18 protein-coding genes are annotated in these 20,442 nt (G+C 41.2%); 10 read left to right on the top strand and 8 right to left on the bottom strand.

The annotated features are described in order from the left end of the window. The first annotated feature begins 37 nt into the window (after positions 1–37). From ACHFIZ_RS13255 to ACHFIZ_RS13230, 6 genes are all read left to right on the top strand, one after another. The gene (locus tag ACHFIZ_RS13255) at positions 38–1,267 is read left to right on the top strand and encodes an MFS transporter (protein WP_410886616.1); all 1,230 of its coding nucleotides are present in this window, start codon (positions 38–40) and stop codon (positions 1,265–1,267) included. Between the two features lie 89 nt (positions 1,268–1,356). Next, entirely contained in the window at positions 1,357–3,180 is a 1,824-nt protein-coding gene (locus ACHFIZ_RS13250) for an ABC transporter ATP-binding protein (RefSeq protein ID WP_410886614.1), read from the top strand. A 190-nt stretch (positions 3,181–3,370) separates the two neighbouring features. Beyond that, entirely contained in the window at positions 3,371–5,467 is a 2,097-nt protein-coding gene (locus ACHFIZ_RS13245) for a PAS domain S-box protein (RefSeq protein ID WP_410886612.1), read from the top strand. 139 nt (positions 5,468–5,606) lie between these two features. Further along, on the top strand, positions 5,607–6,686 hold the full coding sequence (locus tag ACHFIZ_RS13240) for an efflux RND transporter periplasmic adaptor subunit (RefSeq protein ID WP_410886610.1): 1,080 nt from the start codon (positions 5,607–5,609) through the stop codon (positions 6,684–6,686). After that, a complete protein-coding gene (locus tag ACHFIZ_RS13235) occupies positions 6,683–7,942 on the top strand; it encodes an ABC transporter permease (protein WP_410886608.1) in 1,260 nt (419 codons plus the stop codon). The genes ACHFIZ_RS13240 and ACHFIZ_RS13235 overlap by 4 nt, the downstream gene beginning before the upstream one ends. Before the next feature lie 2 nt (positions 7,943–7,944). After that, positions 7,945–8,667 (top strand): ABC transporter ATP-binding protein, encoded by a 723-nt coding sequence (locus tag ACHFIZ_RS13230; protein WP_410886606.1) that lies wholly within the window; start codon positions 7,945–7,947, stop codon positions 8,665–8,667. On the opposite strand, the gene ACHFIZ_RS13225 is transcribed toward ACHFIZ_RS13230, so the two are convergent. From ACHFIZ_RS13225 to ACHFIZ_RS13215, 3 genes are read right to left on the bottom strand one after another with little or no spacing between them, the layout of a single operon-like run. Further along, on the bottom strand, positions 8,617–9,618 hold the full coding sequence (locus tag ACHFIZ_RS13225) for a class I fructose-bisphosphate aldolase (protein WP_410886604.1): 1,002 nt from the start codon (positions 9,616–9,618) through the stop codon (positions 8,617–8,619). The genes ACHFIZ_RS13230 and ACHFIZ_RS13225 overlap by 51 nt on opposite strands. Continuing rightward, entirely contained in the window at positions 9,608–11,998 is a 2,391-nt protein-coding gene (locus tag ACHFIZ_RS13220; RefSeq protein WP_410886602.1) for a phosphoketolase, read from the bottom strand. Before ACHFIZ_RS13220 ends, ACHFIZ_RS13225 begins: the two co-directional genes overlap by 11 nt. A gap of 26 nt (positions 11,999–12,024) precedes the next feature. Further along, positions 12,025–12,642, bottom strand: a complete 618-nt coding sequence (locus tag ACHFIZ_RS13215; protein WP_410886600.1) for an HAD family hydrolase — start codon at positions 12,640–12,642, stop codon at positions 12,025–12,027. Between the two features lie 147 nt (positions 12,643–12,789). Between ACHFIZ_RS13215 and ACHFIZ_RS13210 the strand changes: the two genes are divergently transcribed. Next, the gene (locus ACHFIZ_RS13210; RefSeq protein ID WP_410886598.1) at positions 12,790–14,616 is read left to right on the top strand and encodes an ABC transporter ATP-binding protein; all 1,827 of its coding nucleotides are present in this window, start codon (positions 12,790–12,792) and stop codon (positions 14,614–14,616) included. A gap of 35 nt (positions 14,617–14,651) precedes the next feature. On the opposite strand, the gene ACHFIZ_RS13205 is transcribed toward ACHFIZ_RS13210, so the two are convergent. Next, a complete protein-coding gene (locus ACHFIZ_RS13205; protein WP_410886596.1) occupies positions 14,652–15,785 on the bottom strand; it encodes a DEAD/DEAH box helicase in 1,134 nt (377 codons plus the stop codon). A 113-nt stretch (positions 15,786–15,898) separates the two neighbouring features. Here ACHFIZ_RS13205 and ACHFIZ_RS13200 point away from each other — a divergent pair, with 113 nt between their 5' ends. From ACHFIZ_RS13200 to ACHFIZ_RS13190, 3 genes are all read left to right on the top strand, one after another. Continuing rightward, positions 15,899–16,099, top strand: coding sequence for a hypothetical protein (locus tag ACHFIZ_RS13200; RefSeq protein ID WP_410886594.1), 201 nt, complete (start codon positions 15,899–15,901; stop codon positions 16,097–16,099). A gap of 26 nt (positions 16,100–16,125) precedes the next feature. Next, the gene (locus ACHFIZ_RS13195) at positions 16,126–17,091 is read left to right on the top strand and encodes a DUF4419 domain-containing protein (protein WP_410886592.1); all 966 of its coding nucleotides are present in this window, start codon (positions 16,126–16,128) and stop codon (positions 17,089–17,091) included. Between the two features lie 85 nt (positions 17,092–17,176). Beyond that, entirely contained in the window at positions 17,177–18,073 is an 897-nt protein-coding gene (locus tag ACHFIZ_RS13190) for a CorA family divalent cation transporter (protein ID WP_410886590.1), read from the top strand. Between the two features lie 17 nt (positions 18,074–18,090). Here the strand turns inward: ACHFIZ_RS13190 and ACHFIZ_RS13185 are convergent, their stop codons facing one another. The 4 genes from ACHFIZ_RS13185 to ACHFIZ_RS13170 form a co-directional block, all read right to left on the bottom strand. After that, a complete protein-coding gene (locus ACHFIZ_RS13185; RefSeq protein ID WP_410886588.1) occupies positions 18,091–19,206 on the bottom strand; it encodes an acyltransferase family protein in 1,116 nt (371 codons plus the stop codon). Positions 19,207–19,333: 127 nt separating this feature from the next. Continuing rightward, positions 19,334–19,798: a hypothetical protein gene (locus tag ACHFIZ_RS13180; protein WP_410886586.1), complete on the bottom strand. Its 465-nt coding sequence runs from the start codon at positions 19,796–19,798 to the stop codon at positions 19,334–19,336. After that, positions 19,795–20,112: a hypothetical protein gene (locus ACHFIZ_RS13175; protein WP_410886584.1), complete on the bottom strand. Its 318-nt coding sequence runs from the start codon at positions 20,110–20,112 to the stop codon at positions 19,795–19,797. The genes ACHFIZ_RS13180 and ACHFIZ_RS13175 overlap by 4 nt, the downstream gene beginning before the upstream one ends. Before the next feature lie 12 nt (positions 20,113–20,124). Continuing rightward, positions 20,125–20,340: a hypothetical protein gene (locus ACHFIZ_RS13170; protein ID WP_410886582.1), complete on the bottom strand. Its 216-nt coding sequence runs from the start codon at positions 20,338–20,340 to the stop codon at positions 20,125–20,127. Positions 20,341–20,442 lie beyond the last annotated feature (102 nt).

Below are 20,442 nucleotides of genomic sequence, written 5' to 3'. Positions count from 1 at the left end.
GAGATTGTGCCAACAAGATATTAAACAAAGCAAATTAATGAATAAGACTATTGTTGATACCTACAAAAGATCTTTTAGCGGCTTAAGTCGCGAAACCTGGCTATTAAGCACAGTGATGATGTTCAACAGGTTTGGTAACATGGCCGTACCGTTTATGGGGCTTTATGTTACACAGAGTTTACATCGATCAGAAATTGATGCAGGCTTGATTATTATGCTGTTTGGTATCGGTTCAATAATGGGCTCTGCAATGGGAGGTAAATTAACCGACATGATTGGTTTTCGACCAGTGCAAATCTTATCGTCAATCATTGGTGGCTTACTTTTCATGCTCTTCTCTACCATCACTCACTTTTCAACGCTTTGCATACTAACAGTTGTCATCAGCTTTTTTTCTGAAGCCTTTAGACCTGCTAATTTTACCGCAGTAGCTAGCTATGCAAAGGAGGGAACCACTACGAGATCTTATTCTTTAAACAGGCTTGCCACTAACATCGGCTGGTCGGTTGGCATAAGCATGGCAGGAATTGTTGCATCCATAAACTATAAGCTCCTGTTTATTGTAGAAGGTACGGTAGGTATTCTTGTCGGTCTTTCCATCTTTTTCCTTCTGCCGATGGTTAGCGGCTTTATGAAAAAGGCCAAAGAAAACCGCAGTAATATGGTGATCATAAAGCCTTGGCAGGATACCTTTTACGTGAAGTTCATTCTGCTCACGACTGTATTCATCACCTGCGCTTTTCTAATGTTTAGAGTAGTTCCGGTTTTCTTTAAAGAAAAATGGCACATTGATGAATTTGCTATCGGAATAATTATGGGCTTAAATGGCGCTGTAATCGCATTATTTGAAATGATTCTTATTGATAAAATCGAAAAGAAGCGGTCACCAATATTTTTCATATCCATCGGGTCTATATTCTTTGCGATTTCCTATCTTATTTTGAGCGTTCCATTTATGTTTCATGTGGCTATGGCAGTACTGACAGTTTTGATTTTCACCATAGGGGAGATGTTCGTCCTCCCTTTTATAAACGCTGTAGTGATCAGTCGAAGCAATGAGCACAATAGGGGATTGTATGCCGCAGCGTATACTTTGAGCTGGTCCTTCGCTCAGGTAGTCGGCCCGTTTACTGGCTTTGCTATCGCTAAACACTTGGGGTACAACTGGCTGTGGGGAGGAATTGCACTTCTTTTAATGCTCTCCGCCCTTGGGTTCAATTTATTAAGCCGTCGAGTTTCCGCACCTCTACAAAACGTTAACATATAAATCAGTTATTGCCCAATTAATTATCCTGCGCAATATTGAATTGAGGTTGTTACTTTAGCTAACCTTAAAAATCATGATCTCCACAGCCAATGGCCAAACGTATTAATGAAATCGCAGACATCTCCTTTTCTGACCGTTTCTCTGCTCTAAAGAATCTACCCGCCTTATTCAGGCTGGTGTGGGCCAGTAGTCCTTCTAAAACAGTTTTAAGCTTTTGCCTGCGTATTGTTCGCTCAGCTATGCCGATAGCTTTACTATATGTAGGAAAGCTGATTATCGATGAAGTAGTCAAATTGAATCAGCAGGGTGGGAGCCAGCAGGAATTGTGGGAGCTAGTGTTCATTGAATTTCTGCTAGCGATGGTTACAGACGCCTTGAACCGAAGCATCATCCTTACGGATAGTTTATTAGGCGACCTCTTTTCTAACCATACTTCTATAAGAATCATGAATCATGCTGCAAAGCTTGATCTGGAACAATTTGAAGATTCTATATTTTATGATAAAATGGAGCGGGCCAGACAGCAAACGGTTGGCCGTAGTGCCCTATTGACCCAGGTAATGACACAGATTCAAGATTTAGTATCCATGCTCTTTTTACTTGCAGGAATAATCGCTTTCAATCCCTGGTTGATCGTATTACTGATCGTTGCTATTCTTCCATCGTTTCTTGGCGAATCACATTTCAACGGTCAAAACTATGCGCTCACAAGGAGTCAAACACCTCAGCGTCGTGAGTTGGATTATGTACGATTCCTAGGTGCCAGTGACGAGACAGCTAAAGAAGTAAAGATATTTGGTTTGTCTGACTTCATCATTACCAGATTCAAATCTATCTCAGGTAAGTTCTATAAAGACAATAGCAAATTGGCTGTAAAGCGTTCCCTTTGGGGCGTGCTATTCTCGGTAGTTGGAACGATAGGCTATTATGGGGCGTACGGACTGATCATTAATCAAACTATAACTGGCATTATCACAATTGGAACACTTACGTTTCTGGCAGGCTCCTTCCGGCAGTTGAGCAACCTTATGGAGGCGATGCTAAACAGGTTCACCATAGTGTCGCAGGGTGCGATCTACCTGAATGACTTCCTTGAGTTTTTCGAGATTAAGCCGAGGATCAGTATTACCGGAAAACCTTTACCATTTCCTAGCCCCATTAAACAGGGTTTCGTTTTTGAAGATGTAGGATTTAAGTACCATAATTCTGAGCTATGGGCAAACCGCCATCTTAGCTTCAACCTGCATCCGGGAGAGAAGCTCGCCTTAGTTGGAGAAAACGGCGCAGGGAAGACCACATTAGTAAAGCTCTTAGCTCGCCTATATGATCCTACTGAAGGTCGGATTCTGCTGGATGGCCATGACTTAAAACAATATGCGATTGAAGATCTTAGGTTTAATTTGGGAATTATATTTCAGGATTATCTGCGTTATCAAATGACCCTGTCACAGAATATCGCCGTTGGGAATATCATTGAGATCGATAACGAACACTTGATCAAAAGGGCGGCTAAGGAAAGTTTGGCTGATTCGGTGGCGAAGAAATTACCAGGTCATTATGAACAGTGGCTGGGCAGGCGTTTTAATAATGGGGTGGAATTGTCTGGTGGAGAATGGCAGAAGGTAGCTCTTGCCAGGGCTTATATGAAAGATGCGCAGTTGCTGATCTTAGATGAACCTACCGCGGCTCTTGATGCGAGTGCGGAATTTGAAGTATTTCAACGCTTTGCCGAGTTGGCTAAAGGGAAATCGGCGGTACTGATATCTCACCGCTTTTCGACAGCCAGACTTGCGGATCGGATATTGGTCTTGCAAAATGGGGAAATCTTGGAAATGGGAACGCATAAAGAACTGCTGGCTAGTAAAGGGAGGTACGCAGAATTGTTTCAACTGCAGGCGAGGGGGTATCAATAATGATTGTTGGTGAGGAAGAGATCAACAAATCTCTCAATGTGCTAATTGTAGATTACTTTCACCTAGTATCTGGCTCTTCAGTGAGGTATAGTAACAATATGGAATATTATAATAACTTTGAATATACTCTAATCATAAACTAACTTCAGGTTAGGATACCTTTTGGGTTTCAATACGTAAGTGATAAATCATGAAAAAGGAATACATTGATACTGAGGGGTTAGTTATTGGTAGGGAAAAGAAAGAAGAGCAACGGTTAAAGTTGCTGGAATCTGTAATCAACAATACAACTGATGCGATATTGATTACAGAAGCAGAACCTTTTGACCATCCAGGACCAAAAATCATTTATGTTAACGAGGCTTTTACTAGAATGACGGGTTATACTGCTGAAGAGATTGTAGGCAAGACTCCCAGGATTTTACAGGGACCTAAAACTGACAGAGCGGAACTGCGCAGAATGAGGGTGGCAATGGATAAATGGGAAACCTGCGACATCACGGTTATTAATTATAAAAAGAACGGTGAGGAATTTTGTATACAATTGACCATTACTCCAGTAGCAGATGAAACTGGTTGGTTTACACATTGGATTTCTGTAGAAAGGGATGTTACGGAGCGCATGAAGATCCAACATGAGTTGAAACAAATCTTCGAGCTGGCACCTGATGTCATTTGTACCATCGGTTCAGATGGCTATTTTAAGAAAATTAATCCAGCGATGTGCCAGTTATTGGAATATACAGAAGAAGAGCTTTTGGCTAGACCTTTCAAAAAAATTATTCATCCCGATGATCAGGTAAAGGTAATGACGCAATTGGAAATTTCTAATAAAGGAACCTCTACCTATTATTTTGAAAATAGATGCATTACCAAAACCGGAAAAATAAAATGGCTTGCCTGGACCTCTACTCCAGCAACAGAAGATGGACTTATCTTTACTGTAGCTAAAGACATTACTGATAAAAAAGAACTAGAGAATTTACTGCATAAAGCTACTAATTTAGCTGGTATTGGCGGCTGGGACCTTGACCTTGTAAATAATACGGTTTTTTGGTCTAATATGACTAAAAATATTTATGAAGTTGATGCTTCCTATCAACCGAACTTTAAAAATAGCCTACTTTTTTTTAATGGTAGACAAGCCCAAAATGCCATAGTCAAACACATCCAGCTTTCCATCAAGAAATGTTTATCATTTGATGTTGAAATGCAGATAACAACGGCAAAAGGTAATCTTAAATGGGTAAGGATAGTTGGAGAGCCTGAATTCGTTGCTAAGCAATGTACGCGTATTAGTGGAAGTTTTCAAGATATTGACGTTAGAAAAAATGCAGAAATTCTTGCCAAGGAAGCGTTAAAAGAAAAAAAGATTATTTTGGAAAGTATTGGGGATGCTTTTTTTGCTGTTGATCGAAATTGGATTGTTACTTATTGGAATAAGATGGCCGAAATTGTACTTCAACGGTCAAAGGCAGAGGTGATCGGTCGAAATCTTTGGGATATATTTTATGATGCAATTGACTCTGAATCTTTCAAAAATTATCACCTGGCAATTGCTACCCATCAACCGGTTCACTTTGAAGACTTTTACGAACCCTTGCATAGATGGTATGAAATTAGTGCTTACCCATCGGATAACGGTCTTTCTGTGTATTTTAAAGATGTTACAGAGCGTAGACTAAGTGAAAATCTTTTAATAGATTCAGAGAAAAGATATAGCGAACTATTTCAATATAGCCCTACACCGATATGGGTATACGACCAGGAAACGCTCGCATTTCTAGACGTTAATAATGCCGCAATTGAACATTATGGTTATACACGTGAGGAATTTTTAAGCATGACCATCAAAGATATTCGCCATGAAGGCAGTGTGAAAGTTCTGGATGAAGTTTTAGAAATGAATCGAGGAAAAAAAAACTTTATGAAGCAAGGGGTTTTTTCCCACCGAACAAAAGTAGGTAAATTGATAGAAGTAGATATACAAAGCAATCCCATAAGCTTTAAAGGTAGGCTTGCAAAAGTCATCATGGCCAATGATATCACCGAAAGATTGGCTTACATCAAAGCTATTGAGGAACAAAATGAGAAGCTACGAGAAATCTCCTGGCTCCAGTCGCACGTTGTTAGAGCCCCTTTGGCAAGAATTCTTGGCTTGGTTGGATTGCTGACCAACTGCGAGTTGGATGTACAAGAAAGTGTGCAACTGCTGGAACATTTGCAGAACTCGGCAAATGAGCTGGATAATGTGATTTTGGAGATTACCAGAAAGACAAAACATTAAGCTTGATTTTTCATAAGGCAATAATTTGCAATTGTAAATTTTTAAGTTACCCCATAATGATGACATCCATGAAATTTATATTAACGTTGCTTGTGGCAAGCCTGGTTGAGATGGATCTTTATATTAAACTAATCGCGATATGAGCAAATCTAATCTCCTATTTCTTCTTGTCTTTTTTCTGGGCTGCAAGAAAAAGCAAAATACCATAAAACCTGTTCTATCAGCAATAACCGAATCCGTATATGCCTCCGGTGTGTTAAAAAGTGAGGCGCAATACCAGGCCTTTTCTAGCGCGAACGGTGCCATCAAAGATATATACTTAAAGGAGGGAGCAAATGTGGAAATAGGCACTCCAATATTATCCATTATGAACGATCTACAGTTGCTAAATACCGAGAATGCGAAGCTTGCTGAACAATATGCCGCATTATCCAATAATCAGGGTAAACTTACGGATGCAAGAAGTCTGATCACAATGCAGTTGCGCAAAATGAAAAATGATTCGCTATTATTAAAGAGGCAACAGAACGTCTGGGAAAGTGGCGGTGGTACCAAGGTTGAACTGGAGCAAAGAGGATTGGATTATGAAGCCTCTAAAGTTGCCTATCAGACAGCTATGTCGAAGTTCGACGAACTGAGAAGACAACTTGATTTTGCAGCACTTCAATCGAAAAAGAACCTGCAGATTTCAAAGAAATTAGCAAGTGATTTTACACTGAAAAGTGAAATAAGTGGTGTTTTATATCAACTCTACAAAAAAGCAGGAGAGTCAGTTAACCCACAGATGCCATTGGCGTTGCTAGGAAGCAACAGAAAGTTCGTAATTGAAATGCAGGTTGACGAGAGAGATATTTTCAAGGTCGTGAAGGGGCAACTGGTTTTAGTAACGCTTGACAGCTATCCTGGGAAAGTATTTGAGGCAAACGTTACGACAATCTCACCTATGATGAACGAATCTTCTAAAACCTTTCTAGTGTCAGCTGCTTTTATAGATCCGCCAAAAGCGTTGTATCCGTTTATAAGTTTTGAGGCGAATATTATTATCCAAACCAAGCCAAAAGCAATGTTGATCCCGATTAGCTATCTTTTAAATGATTCAACGGTGCTCCTTAGCAACGGTAAAGTGACTAAAATTAAAATAGGGTTAAAAGATTATAAAATGGTAGAGGTACTCAATGGTATTTCAGCAACTGATGAGCTTGTAAATCCTATCCAATGAATCTAAAATTAATATTGGATATCGCTTTTTCGCTACTAAGGGCGCGCTGGTCGCAGACTTTGGTAGCGGCTATTGGGGTTACCTTCAGTATTACCATGTTTATTGCTTTGCTCAGTTTTATGTCTGGCCTAAACGATCTGCTGGATGGGCTAATGTTGAATAGAACACCACATGTACTTTTGTATAATGAAATCAAACCAGCGCTTCGGCAACCGGTTCAGCGATCTCTGAAGTACCAGAATAGTTATCATTTTATCAGTTCAATTAGGCCTAGTAAGTCATTGCCACAGATCCATAACAGCATTGCTATTATTGAAGCGTTACATCATGATAAAAGAGTGCATGGCGTTGCACCTAAAGTGTTTGTACAGGTTTTCTACAACGTGGGTACAGTCCATTTAACAGGAGAAATTAATGGTATTTCGCCAGCAGATGAGAACAAGTTGTTTTCATTTGCCGATTATGTAACTGAAGGAAACTATATGGACCTTAACATCATTCCAAATAGTATCATACTTGGAAAAGGTGCGGCAGAAACCATGTTGATTGCCCGGGGAGATGCGGTAGAGGTTACCACAGTCAGGGGCGATCGCTTACGACTCAAGGTAGTTGGCTTTTTCCAATCTGGAATCTCACAAATAGATAAACTGCAAAGCTACGTCTCAGTAGCAACGGCTCAAAAGTTACTTGGCGAACCAAGTAACTACATCACCGATATACAATTGAAGCTCCATGATATGAAGCAAGCGCCATTCTTGGCAAAGGAGTTCGAAAATCGTTATGACTTAGATGCACTAGATATCCAAACCGCAAACTCGCAGTTTGAAACTGGTAGTTTTGTGAGGACAATCATTTCTTATGCGGTCGGTATTACCTTATTGGTGGTTGCCGGATTTGGAATATATAATATTCTGAATATGATGATTTATGAAAAAATGGATTCTATCGCCATACTAAAAGCTACGGGTTTTTCTGGCAAAGATGTGAAGCTTATATTTTTGGCTATATCATTGTCCATTGGTGTATTTGGAGGAATTACCGGACTTATTTTCGGTTTTGGGTTATCAGAACTTATTGACCAAATGCCCTTTGAAACTGCTTCATTACCAACGGTAAAAACCTATCCCATACATTACGATCCGTTTTTCTATCTCATCGGGGGTGTTTTTTCTGTAGTTACGACCTATTTAGCAGGATCATTTCCGGCACGAAAGGCCAGTAAGGTAGATCCGGTCGAAATCATAAGAGGAAAGTAGCAATGAAAGATAAAATTTTAGAAGCGGTAAACATTAACAAATACTTTCACGATCCGATTGACATAAAGGTGTTGAAAGGTATCAGCTTTCATTTAGAGAGGGGCGAATTTGCATCTATTATCGGAAAATCCGGATGTGGTAAATCCACGCTGCTTTATATCCTTTCTACTATGGACACAGATTTTCAGGGAGATCTGCTAATAGATGGTATAAGCATGAGGAATAAAAAAGAGACGGAACTTGCGTTGGTGAGGAATGAAAAGATAGGTTTTGTATTTCAGTTTCATTATCTTTTGAATGAATTTTCTGTTCTTAGAAATGTAATGCTGCCTTGCGAAAAGTTGGGCAAAATCTCTCTGCAGGAGATTGAAAGCAAAGCTTATGAAAAGCTAAAGATCCTCGGTATTGCTGACGAAGCGTTAAAGAAGCCTAACCAATTGTCGGGCGGAGAGAAGCAGCGGGTTGCAATTGCCCGTGCGCTTATTAATGATCCTTTAATCATCATGGGAGATGAACCTACAGGAAATCTTGATCGGAAAAACGCTGAGGTCGTCTTTGATATCTTCGCAAGATTAGCGACAGAATATCAACAATCGTTATTGATTGTTACACACGATAATGATTTTGCCAACAAAACACATCGGATTATTGAAATGGAAGATGGGGTAATTACCTCAGATAAGTCCCGCAGATGCCAGGCTGTTACATTTAACGCGGTGCAATAATGCTTGCTGGGCCGCGACTATGTTCAAATCTTTCCCATCCCATATTTCTAAAGCCGGCTGTTGCAATGCCCTTCCAAAGGAAAAACTAAGGTTCCATGGCAGATCTGATCCGTAATCTCTATTCATCGCATTCAATCTGGCCGATGCAAGTTCAGCCGGTTGCCCACCTGATAGAAATGCAATTCCTGCAACTGTATCTGGTACAACATCTAAAAGACATTTAACAGTGGCTTCGGCTACAACAGCAACCGGGTCGTTGAACATAGCTTCTAGTCCCGGTAGTATCATATTCGGTTTCAAAAGGATCCCTTCCAGTGAAACACGTTGCTTATAAAGTTGTTCAAACACGACCTGAAGCAATCGACTTGTTACAGTCATACAGCGTAGCAGGGAGTGCCCGCCGTTCATCAAAACTTCAGGTTCTACAATGGGCACGAGCCCTACTTCTTGGCACATTGCAGCATAGCGGGCTAAGGAATGCGCATTGGCTTCTATACAGCCTTCACTTGGAATACGATCTCCAATAGTAATTACTGCCCGCCACTTTGCAAAACGCGCACCCATCTCACTATATTCGACCAATCTGCTGCGTAAACCGTCCAAGCCTTCTGTTACCTTTTCTTCTGGAAAGCCTGCCAGCTGTTTAGCACCAAGGTCAACTTTTATCCCAGGAATAATGCCTGCATCAGTTAGCACTTTTATAAATGGGGTGCCATCTGCTGTTTGCTGTCTGATGGTTTCGTCGAACAAGATTGCTCCGCTGATCCCTTCGTTAAGCTGAGGAGTGGTAACGAGTAGTTCCCGATACTTTCGTCGCATTTCTACAGTTTGCGGTATACCTAATGCCGCAAAACGTTTATTGCAGGTGCCAAAACTTTCGTCCATGGCTAACAATCCCTTATGACCATCCATAAGGGATTTTGCAGTTCTAATCAGCTGTTCAGATATCATTAACATTGTTCCATTTCCAATTTAATATTTCAGGCATATCCTCTCCATGTTTATTTATGAAGTGCTTATGCTGGATCAATTTATCCTTCATCATCTGTTTAAGATAGTCCCCCTTAGCGCCCAGGTTGGCGACACGGTCAACAACATCCTGCACTAAATTAAATCGGTCTAGTTCATTTTGCACCCGCATATCAAAGGGGGTGGTGATGGTGCCTTCCTCTTTGTACCCTCTAACGTGCAAATTGCGATTCTTGCGACGATAAGTTAGGCGATGCACCAACCAGGGATATCCATGAAACGCAAAAACAATATGTTTATCTTTTGTAAATAGCGAATCATAATCCTGATCACTCAAGCCGTGCGGATGTTCACTTGCAGATTGCAATTTCATCAGATCGACAACATTAACCACCCTTACCCTTAAATCTGGTAAATGTTCTCGCAGAATGGATACGGCTGCTAATACCTCTAGTGTTGGCGTGTCGCCGCAACTGGCCATCACTACATCTGGTTCTGATTCCTGATCATTACTAGCCCATTGCCAAATGCCAATACCTTCGGTGCAATGAATCACAGCCGCGTCAATAGTTAACCACTGAGGCAATGCATGTTTTCCTGCGACAACAACGTTTACATAATTCCTGCTTCGCAAACAATGGTCAAAAACTGAAAGCAGACAATTGGCATCAGGTGGTAAGTAAACGCGTACTATATCTGCTTTCTTATTGATTACATGGTCGATAAAACCGGGATCCTGGTGAGTGAAACCATTATGGTCCTGTTGCCAAACATGAGAGGACAGTAAGTAATTTAATGAGGCTATGCTACGCCTCCATGGCAATTCCTTAGTCACTTTTAACCACTTGGCGTGCTGACTAAACATGGAATCCACGATCCTAATAAAAGCTTCATAACTATTGAAAACCCCGTGTCTCCCTGTCAGCAGGTAACCTTCTAACCATCCTTGACACTGATGCTCGCTAAGCTGAGCATCCATTATCCTTCCTGATGGTGCCAAATATTCATCGTTCTCTGCTGTTTTGGCATCCCATTGGCGATTACTTGCTTTAAAAATGGCTCCCAATAAGTTGGAAAGCGTTTCGTCTGGTCCAAATACACGGAAATTCTCCTGGTTAAGATCGATAATATCTTTTAAAAAATTTCCTAAAACGGTGGTGTCTCCAGCCTGCACTGCACCTGCTGAGGTGATATCCAGGGCATGCCGCCTAAAATCGGGCATTTGAAGATCGCGTAACAGTAATCCACCGTTGGTATGCGGGTTAGCGCCCATGCGCCTGTTGCCTATCGGAGCCAATTCTGCAAGTTCCGATCTCAATGCACCATTTTCATTGAACAATTCTTCTGGTCTGTAGCTTTTCATCCAGCTTTCCAATTGGTCTAGATGTTCCGGATGTTTTGCGTCTACCAAAATCGGTACCTGGTGAGAGCGGAATGTTCCTTCATTAGGTAATCCATCAACTTCTTTGGGTCCAGTCCATCCTTTTGGTGATCTCAAAACAATCACTGGCCAACGAGGACGAGTATTATCGTTATTGTCTCTCGCATTTTGCTGATATTTCTTGATATCGTTGATAGCCTTATCAAATATTCCAGCCATTAGTTGGTGCATCGTTTCAGGATCGTCTCCCTCAACAAAATATGGCGTCCAACCACAACCCTCTAGAAACTTTTCTAATTCCTCATGTTCAATTCTTGCAAGAATAGTGGGGTTGCTTATTTTGTATCCGTTTAAGTGTAGTATGGGTAAAACTACTCCATCAGTAATTGGGTTTAAAAACTTATTTGAATGCCAGGCGGTTGCCAGTGGCCCAGTTTCGGCTTCCCCATCACCAATTACACAGGCTACAATGAGGTCTGGATTATCAAAAGCGGCACCAAAGGCATGACTAAGCGAATAACCCAGCTCACCACCTTCATGGATTGAGCCTGGGGTAGTAGGTGCTACATGACTGGAAATACCACCGGGGAACGAGAATTTAGTGAACAGTTTTTTCATCCCAGCTTCATCTTGCGTGAAATCTGGATAAACCTCACTCCAGGTACCTTCCAAATAAACATTTCCAACTATTGCAGGACCCCCGTGACCAGGACCTGCAACATAGAACATATCCAGATCATATTTCTTAATGATGCGGTTCAAATGCACATATATAAAATTTTGCCCGGGTGTTGTACCCCAGTGTCCAACCACCAGAGGTTTAACATGGAGGAGTTTTAAAGGCTCACGCAAAAGCGGATTATCATACAGATAAATCTGACCGACAGAAAGGTAGTTCGCTGCTCGCCAATAGGCATCCATCTTATGTAATAATTCTGGCGATAATGTTTCGACCTCAGGATTGATTAATATTGGTTCCATTGTATTTTATTTAATATTGTGATTTGTCAAGCTAAACCGAATTCCTTTAATTTGGCAACCGTAGTATCGTAATCACTATGGCTGATTCCCTTTATTCCAAAACCTTCAGCAATTCCAACAAACATAGGCTGATTATCTATGTAAAGAATTTCACTTGCATTCACCTGTGCGATATCCAATGCAAGGCTAAAAATATCGGCGTCTGGCTTTCTTAATTTTACAAAAGAGGAAGAAATAAAAAAGTCGATAAAGCTGTTAAGTTTAAATTTCTTTATCCTATAATTATTGAGTTCCCGGCCTTCATTGCTAACCACGGCAACTTTTAGACTATATTTCATTTTCAAATGAATAAAAAGTTTTATCATTTCAGGGTGAGATTGGGATTGCTCGTACATAAATGTTTTAAATTCATCTTTAGAGAAATTTCGCGGTTTATAAAATATTACGCGATCTAAGTAAGTATCGAGCGTCATTTTCCCCAATTCATAGGTTTCGAAATTTAGGTGGTGCCTTTCATCCATATCTTGATGATTGAGATGAAACAGTTTGGTTGCAGCCTGTCTTGAGTTCCGGTTCCATCCGTCAGTAAGCAAAACGCCGCCGATATCAAGAAATAGGGTAGATATGTGATTTTCTTCAGTCATGTTATTTTGCACATGGTTGTACTCATATGGAATAACAAACTAACATAGCTAAATGTTATCATTACTTTTGCGGTGAAGAACCATTATCCCCAATATTAGAAGCTACCTTTGGAAGGATTCTTCTACCACAAATCGATACTAATATTTATGGCCAGAGAAAGATTAAACAGCGGTAATGAACGCGGTATAGAGTTGCCAAAGGCAAAACTAAATAGGGAAACACTGGGCCATGTGTCCAGATTGCTCAGCTATCTGAAGCCCTACCGTGGAAAATTCATTGCTGCGCTGGTCTGCCTGTTCCTCACTAGCCTGGTCGGTCTTGCTTTTCCATCCTTCGTGGGTGCGCTGATCGATACTGCCCAGGGTAAGCGAACCGATGACTGGCTGCCTGCTACGATCCCCGGGATATTGGTGCTTGCCTTTGTGGTACTGGGGCTGCAGGCGCTTATTTCTTTTTTTCGTATTCTATGGTTTGTTACCGTGGGAGAAAGGGCGCTGGCTGACATTAGGCGGGACACCTATCTCAAGCTGATCACCCTGCCTATGAACTTCTTCGCGGGTCGAAGGGTGGGAGAGCTCAACAGCAGGATATCTGCTGACCTTTCACAGGTTCAAGATACGCTCACGACTACCATCGCAGAGATGATCAGACAGGCCGTGCTGCTGGTGGGCGGTATTGTATTCATGGCCATTATTTCTAAAAAGCTCATATTTGCACTGTTAGCGGTGTTGCCGATACTGATCGTGTCGGCAGTCTTTTTTGGCAGGTTCATCCGCAAGATCTCTCGGGAGGCACAAGACAAGCTCGCAGAGTCCAATACGATGGTCGAAGAGACCCTGATGGGGATCGCCAGCGTAAAGGCATTTGTCAATGAACCATTCGAGGTCAAGCGTTATGGTGGAGCCATTGGCGAGGTGGCAGCGATCGCCATCAGGGGAGCAAAATTCAGAGGAATGTTTTCCTCATTCATTGTACTGTGCATTTTTGGTGGGATATTGGGGGTGATTGGATACGGTTGCGTGCTGGTCAGCCACGGTGAGATTACCTTCGGCGAACTCTTAAAATTTTCACTCTACTCCATGTTCTTGGGTAGCTCTTTGGGCAGTTTTCCTGAGCTATTTGCTAATGTGCAGAAAACGGTTGGCGCAAGTGAACGGGTGTTGGAGATCCTTGCTGAAAAGGGAGAAAATGTGTCAACTAGTGAAATGGCGGATCCTATTGAGCAAAAGATTAGAGGTAACCTCTCCTTCAGCCATGTCAGTTTTTCCTACCCTTCGCGTGCCGAGGTTGAGGTATTGAGGGAGGTCTCATTTGAGGCTAGCGCAGGTCAGCGGGTGGCCATTGTTGGTCCGAGCGGATCTGGAAAATCCACCACTGCCGCATTGATATTACAGTTCTATAGTCCGCAGAGCGGAGAAATACTTTTTGACGGCAAGCTAGCAAGTCAATATTCACTGACTGATATTAGAAACCAGGTAGCTATTGTTCCCCAGGATGTCCTGCTGTTTGGTGGTACGATATTAGAAAACATTGCCTACGGAAAATTGAGCGCCAGTAGGGAAGAGGTTGTGTTAGCTGCGCAACGCGCGAATGCCCATCAGTTCATCATTTCTTTTCCCGAAGGATATGAGACGGTAGTTGGTGAACGCGGTGTCAAGCTTTCTGGTGGGCAACGCCAGCGGATTGCCATCGCCCGTGCATTGTTGAAGAACCCTTCGATATTGATACTGGACGAGGCTACCTCCTCGCTGGATTCCGAATCGGAACGCCTGGTGCAGGAAGCCCTGGAAGAGCTAATGAAGGGCCGTACCTCTATCATCATTGCGCACCGGCTTTCCACCATCCGGGAGGCAGATAGGATTTTGGTGTTGGAAAAGGGTCAGATCGTTGAATCGGGTACGCACCAAGAGCTCATCGCTAACGAGCAAGGGCTTTATAGGTACCTCAGCGGGCTGCAGTTCGATGTAGCTTAGTTGTAGATTAGGTTCCTGCACTAAACGCAAAAACCTTAGATCTCATCGAGGTTTTTGGTAATCAAACTGACCTGCCTTCCCATCTTTTTTTGAATAACCTCAAAATGATGTAGCTCACTCTCGCTGACCAACGAAATGGCATCGCCAAAGACATCTGCACGACCGGTTCTACCAATTCGGTGAATGTAATCTTTTGGTGATCGTGGCAATTCATAGTTAATTACGAAAGGAAGAAAGTTAATATCGATTCCCCTTGCCATTAAATCTGTAGACACTAACACCCTTAACTTCCCTGATTTAAAATGCGCTAAAGCTTCAGTTCTGGCTCCCTGACTTTTTTTACTGTGAATAGCTTTTGCGTCAATCTTATTTTTACGGAGTTTGTTAACAACAGCGTCTACCTGCTGTACGGAAGAAGCAAAAACCAGTACTTGTTTCATTTCGTGATGATTGATCAAGTAACGCAAAAAAGGTCCTTTTTTTTCTGCTGAAACAACATAAGCGACCTGTCTGATCAGATCTAATGAAGCCTCTTCAACTGCTATCTTAATCACCAGAGGCTCATGAAGCAAGACCTGATGAATTTGTTCAAGATCATCAGTCAGTGTTGCCGATAATAATATATTTTGACGTCTCTCAGGCAAAAGTGCTATGATTTTGTTGAGCTCATCTTTGAACCCCAAGTTAAGCATTTTATCTGCCTCATCTAATACGAGTGTTTCAATACCCGATAAGTGTACAGAATTTAAACTGACTAATTCCAATAACCTCCCGGGTGTAGCAACTAATATATTTATGCCTTGTAAAGCCATCATTTGTGGATTGATGGACACACCACCATACACAGCTATTATTTTAACAGATTGAGCTAGTGGCTCACTAAAAGTTTTAAAAACATCTTTGACCTGTTCAGCCAGCTCACGGGTGGGAACTAAAACCAGCACATTCGCATGGCGATTTTTCAACCCAATTGATCCTTCTAAATTCATTAATAGCGGTAAAACATAACTAGCGGTTTTCCCTGAGCCTGTTTTAGCAATAGCTAAAACGTCTTTTTTACTTAAAATGGCAGGTATGACAAGTTCCTGGATTGGTGTTGGGTCTGTGAAACTCTGATCTGCAAGTGTCTTTAATAAAATAGGGGATAAACCAAGGGAACTAAAGGGCATAGAAGTTAGTTTTAATAAGGCACCAAGATACAATTATATGTTTTGCTACCACCAATTCCCAGTGCCACTATATCGGCAATAAATAGTATATTCGAATTACCAAATGTACTTCAATGTTCAAATCGCTCGTTACGCTGCTGTTAGTATTCCCAGTTATCGCTTTTGGACAAAAAGGGGTCACTATTAAAGTAGAACAACTTGAAAAGCCAACCAGCTTGATTAAACTTACGGCTACGGAGCGGATCTATCATGAGATGATGATGACAGACGCTGACCTAAGTGTATTTGAAGTTGAAATCAAGCTGGTAAAGTAAAATTAGTCGTCAAAAATCAAGGCATTTTGCTCGAAGATCCAGATAGTCCCTGGGAAAAAGCTTTCCCAAAATTCACCAGTCAGCTGGATGCTTTTGCAGGCAAAGAACTCAGTAAAGTGGCAACGGCTAATTTCTCCACTACTACGTCTGTTTCCAGGGCTGCTTCACAGCTCACCTTAATGGAAGCAGTAAAGCCTTACTTCGCGTTTGTGATGATTTACATTAAATGCGGCATTCCCGAGATTACACTTGAAGGTACGCCTAAAGACTGGCGGATGGTGCTAGACAAAACGCGTTATTTAAAAAAATATGAATTGAGCTGGTGGATCGATGAAATAGAGCCGTTATTAAAAGAATTTGTCAAAGCATCTAACGGAAATGCAGACAAAGATTTTTGGAGGAATATGTTTAAATACCATACCTTGAAAGAATATGGAGCACCAAAAGTAATCGATGGCTGGATTGTTAAATTTTTCCCTTACACCAAAACAGGTAAGAGAAATACACTAAAATCTTTATCTGGTATGGATGGATTGCCTTCAGAAATGGTAAAGGTGGATCTGGATTTTCTTACTGTTTCTAATGAAGGTACGGAGACTACCCCCTTAGAAATGTGGGCGGGATTTACCGGGCTTGAGCAGAATAGCAAGACTTTTGCCCTGAAGCCTGCGATTGGCTGGATGATCAGAAAAAAGGATTCTGAAAATGACAAGCGCCTTGCGGAAAGAATAAAGAAAAACTATGCAGATGATCCATATTTCGGGATTAATATACAAGTGCAGACTGTTCCAAAGGAGATATTGGAATTAAAGGAAATTAAAAAACTGACCATCTCTTTTATTGATAAAATAAATATCCCCGACGAAATGGGAAAAATGAAGATAGAAGGTTTTGCAATGGACGGTAGCATCGATGAAGCAGGTATCAAAAGAATCTGTAAGTTACTGCCCAATACCCGGTTATGGATTAATAATAAGATATACACCGAATAAGCTCTAGGAATTGTACCAAATATATTAGCTTTTATTAAACCGAATGTCATTTATCATTTTTACCTTTATTTGTTAAAAATCTAATATGACTGAGATTGCAAACCTTAAAGAGAACGGCTTTGAATGGATAGACCTTGTCAATCCGGATGCCGAAGAGCTACTAAAGCTTGCAGATAAGTATAAACTCCATCCGGCATTGGTGAACGATTGTATGCAGCCAGATCACTTGCCGAAATATGAACGGATGCAGGACTACGCCTTTATCATATTCAGGATACACATAGACAACGATCTGCCTGAGGCCGATAGTATCCAAGAACTTACCAATAAAATTGCAGTATTCGTTTCAGATAAATTTATCATTACCATCCACAGGCGCAAACAGGTGCTTTTTGACGGACTACTTGATCAGATGAGGGCAAATGGGTGCAAGAATAGCAGGGAGCTACTTAACCTGTTGATCTTAGCCTGTCTGAATACCTATGAAAAACCGCTGAACAAAATCTCCAAGTCTGTAGACTATTTTGAAGAAATTGTCTTTTTAAGGCCAAAGAAAGTTCCGTTGTTAAAAGGATTATATTATATCAAGCGTAAAATAGACCTGCTGAGGAGGATGCTTATCCTGTCCTTCGAAATCATTGACTCTATTGACTCAGCAGCAGAAGGAAATGTAAATACGAGGGATACAAGAGATCAGTATGTAAAGCTTCAGAACATGTTCGATGCACTTTCAGAAAATATTCACCAATTGTTGAACATCTATTTTTCGGCTTCCTCGCAGCGCACTAATGATACCATGCGGGTGTTGACGATTTTTTCTGTTTTTTTTATGCCACTTACCTTTATTGTCGGCATCTATGGGATGAACTTTAATTACATGCCTGAACTGGGATGGAAATTGGGTTACCCGGGTGTGATGGGGTTGATGGCTATAGTCACTTTTCTAATCTTTATTTGGTTCAAGAGAAAAAGATGGCTTTAATTTAGATTGAACCGATCCTATGCAAGCTTTTTCCGCAACCATTTGCGCACTGGCTCATCATACCATTTCAATGCGGCATAGGCCAAAACGACTGCAGCTATCAAAATAAGTAATGCATATGGCCAGGCCTGTACCATCGTTATTCCCTTATTATTGCTGATCCATGCAACGTAAAAGTAGACCAGTGGGTAATGTATCATGTAAAGCGGGTAGGATATATTACCTAAGAATTTGCATATCCTGTTTTCTCTTTGAGTTTGCATCACGCCACTTGCGCCAAGATATACTATAAGAGGGAAAACAATAATAATGCAAACAGAATCATAGATTCCGTTCATCCAAACATGTTCGGCACCGCCAATGCGCGGCATATATAGTACAATAGCTACCAGAAGGCTGCACCATAAAAAGGCATTTTTAATTCGGGTCGGCTTCGCTACACGTGATAGTAATAGACCGGCAAAGAAAGGGTACATAGTACGGGTAAACCCAATGCGTACCTGCTCCAAATTCAATGTCCAGCCACCACTGACGTCGCCGTTAGTGATTGCCAGGTGTGTGAGTGCGATAGCAGCTATGCCTACCAGGATACTTAGCGCCAATATTGAAAATTTCCTGATCCAAACGGCATAAAGAATGTTGGCAATGTATTCAAAAAACAATGACCATCCCACGCTATTTAGCGGGTGCATCTCTGCCCAGCCACGTATATCAAGTGATAAGGGTACGGGAAGAATAGTATAACCGATCAGCATCACCAGTAGCATCTTCCAGAGAGGAATAGTATGAATAAGCGGCCATAGCGTAGAATCCGTAAAATAGAATCCGATAGCGCCAAGGGTCATCCCCAAAACCACCATTGGTTGAAGACGTTCAATACGGCGTTTCAAAAAAATACCAACCGTCGTTTTATTCCAGCGATCGTCGTAAGCATAACCGATTACGAAACCCGATAATAAAAAGAAAAAGTCGACAGCCAGGTAACCGTGATTAACGAATTTATCTAAATTACTTGTTGAGAATGGTTCGGCCAGGTGAAATGTTACCACGATTATGGCTGCAACACCGCGAAGACCGTCTAGTATGGGGTAGTGTGGCTTGGTGGCCATCTCGTTAATTAGGTCAGATCTCATGTAAGGGGTTATAAAAATTGCAATTTGTAAAAAATAGCTAACATTCAGTTATCCGACTGAATGTTAATTTAAAGTTGACAATAACCCGAGAATTTAACCTAAACAGTTGTCCCCTCAGCTACCTAATTTATGATCTAGGATAGTATTTTCTAAGCCATATGGACATCTGATCGTCGGGAATAACATCCCATTCTTTTTCGCCTGCGATCACTTTAAAGTGACCTACAAGCCGGTAAGGTTCATTATTAACGGAGTTATCAAAGAAATATCCCTGGTAAGCGATCTCTGCCGCTTCTTTAAGCAGCTCCATAGAACGCACATATCGTTTTCCAATTCGATCGGCCGGAACATGATGTCCACCTTCTTTAACTCTTAGCGCTACGCGGAACTTATTAATTTCAGGAGATTCCGTCCCAACGAAATAAAGGTAAACCTTGTAGCCTGCTTCAGCGGCTAAACGCATATCATCTAGGTTTGATTCGTGCGAAAACACAGTTTCAAACGAGAAACGTCGCTTAGCTGCAATAAATGCATGTCTGAGGAACCTTGCAATAATTTGCGCAACACGATCTAAACATTCTGCTATGGTCAAAGAAAGTTTGCGTCCAGAAATTTTAATAGATTTACTAAATTTTCTACCGAGAAGTCGTCGGACAATAACCCGGAAGTTTCACCAAATTTAACAAGATCCGCTAACTTACAGTTTACCTCGTAAGGATGAAAAAAGAACATATCAGTCTTTAAACTTTGTGCAATATCGTCTGCATTAATGTAAACCCCTAAGTCAAGTTTGAAGGTCTCATTTACTTCAGTTTCACGAATCCTTTTGATAACGGTACTTTTACCTGAACCATTTGGACCGGCAAAAACCCTAAGACGAAGTTGTGGTGTGATTTGTTCCGACAAGAGATGATAGAATTAAGCCTCTTGAAGCTTTTCGATTTGTTCGAACTTTCCATCCTGATATTCCTTCACTACCCAGCCCCCTTTAACAGTCACTACATAACCCATCAGTTCCATTGCATTCTTAGCAGCAGCTTTACCAGCACTTTTTGCTTTACTTACAACAATTCGCTTAGTTAGATAAGCAAACCCATCGCTTGTTCTTGATCTACTTGTTGATTTACTTGCCAATATAATTAAAGATACAAAAATAACATCTTGTTTTAAAACTTCAATTTTAATTTTAGCAGAAGCAAAATCATCAACTTTAACTTTTCCTATAGTCTAACACAC

This window comes from Pedobacter sp. JCM 36344 (assembly GCF_046546555.1).
Classification (GTDB): Bacteria; Bacteroidota; Bacteroidia; order Sphingobacteriales; family Sphingobacteriaceae; genus Pedobacter.
The sequence above is the reverse complement of the archived record's forward strand: the minus strand, read 5'-3'. Positions and strand labels throughout refer to the sequence as shown.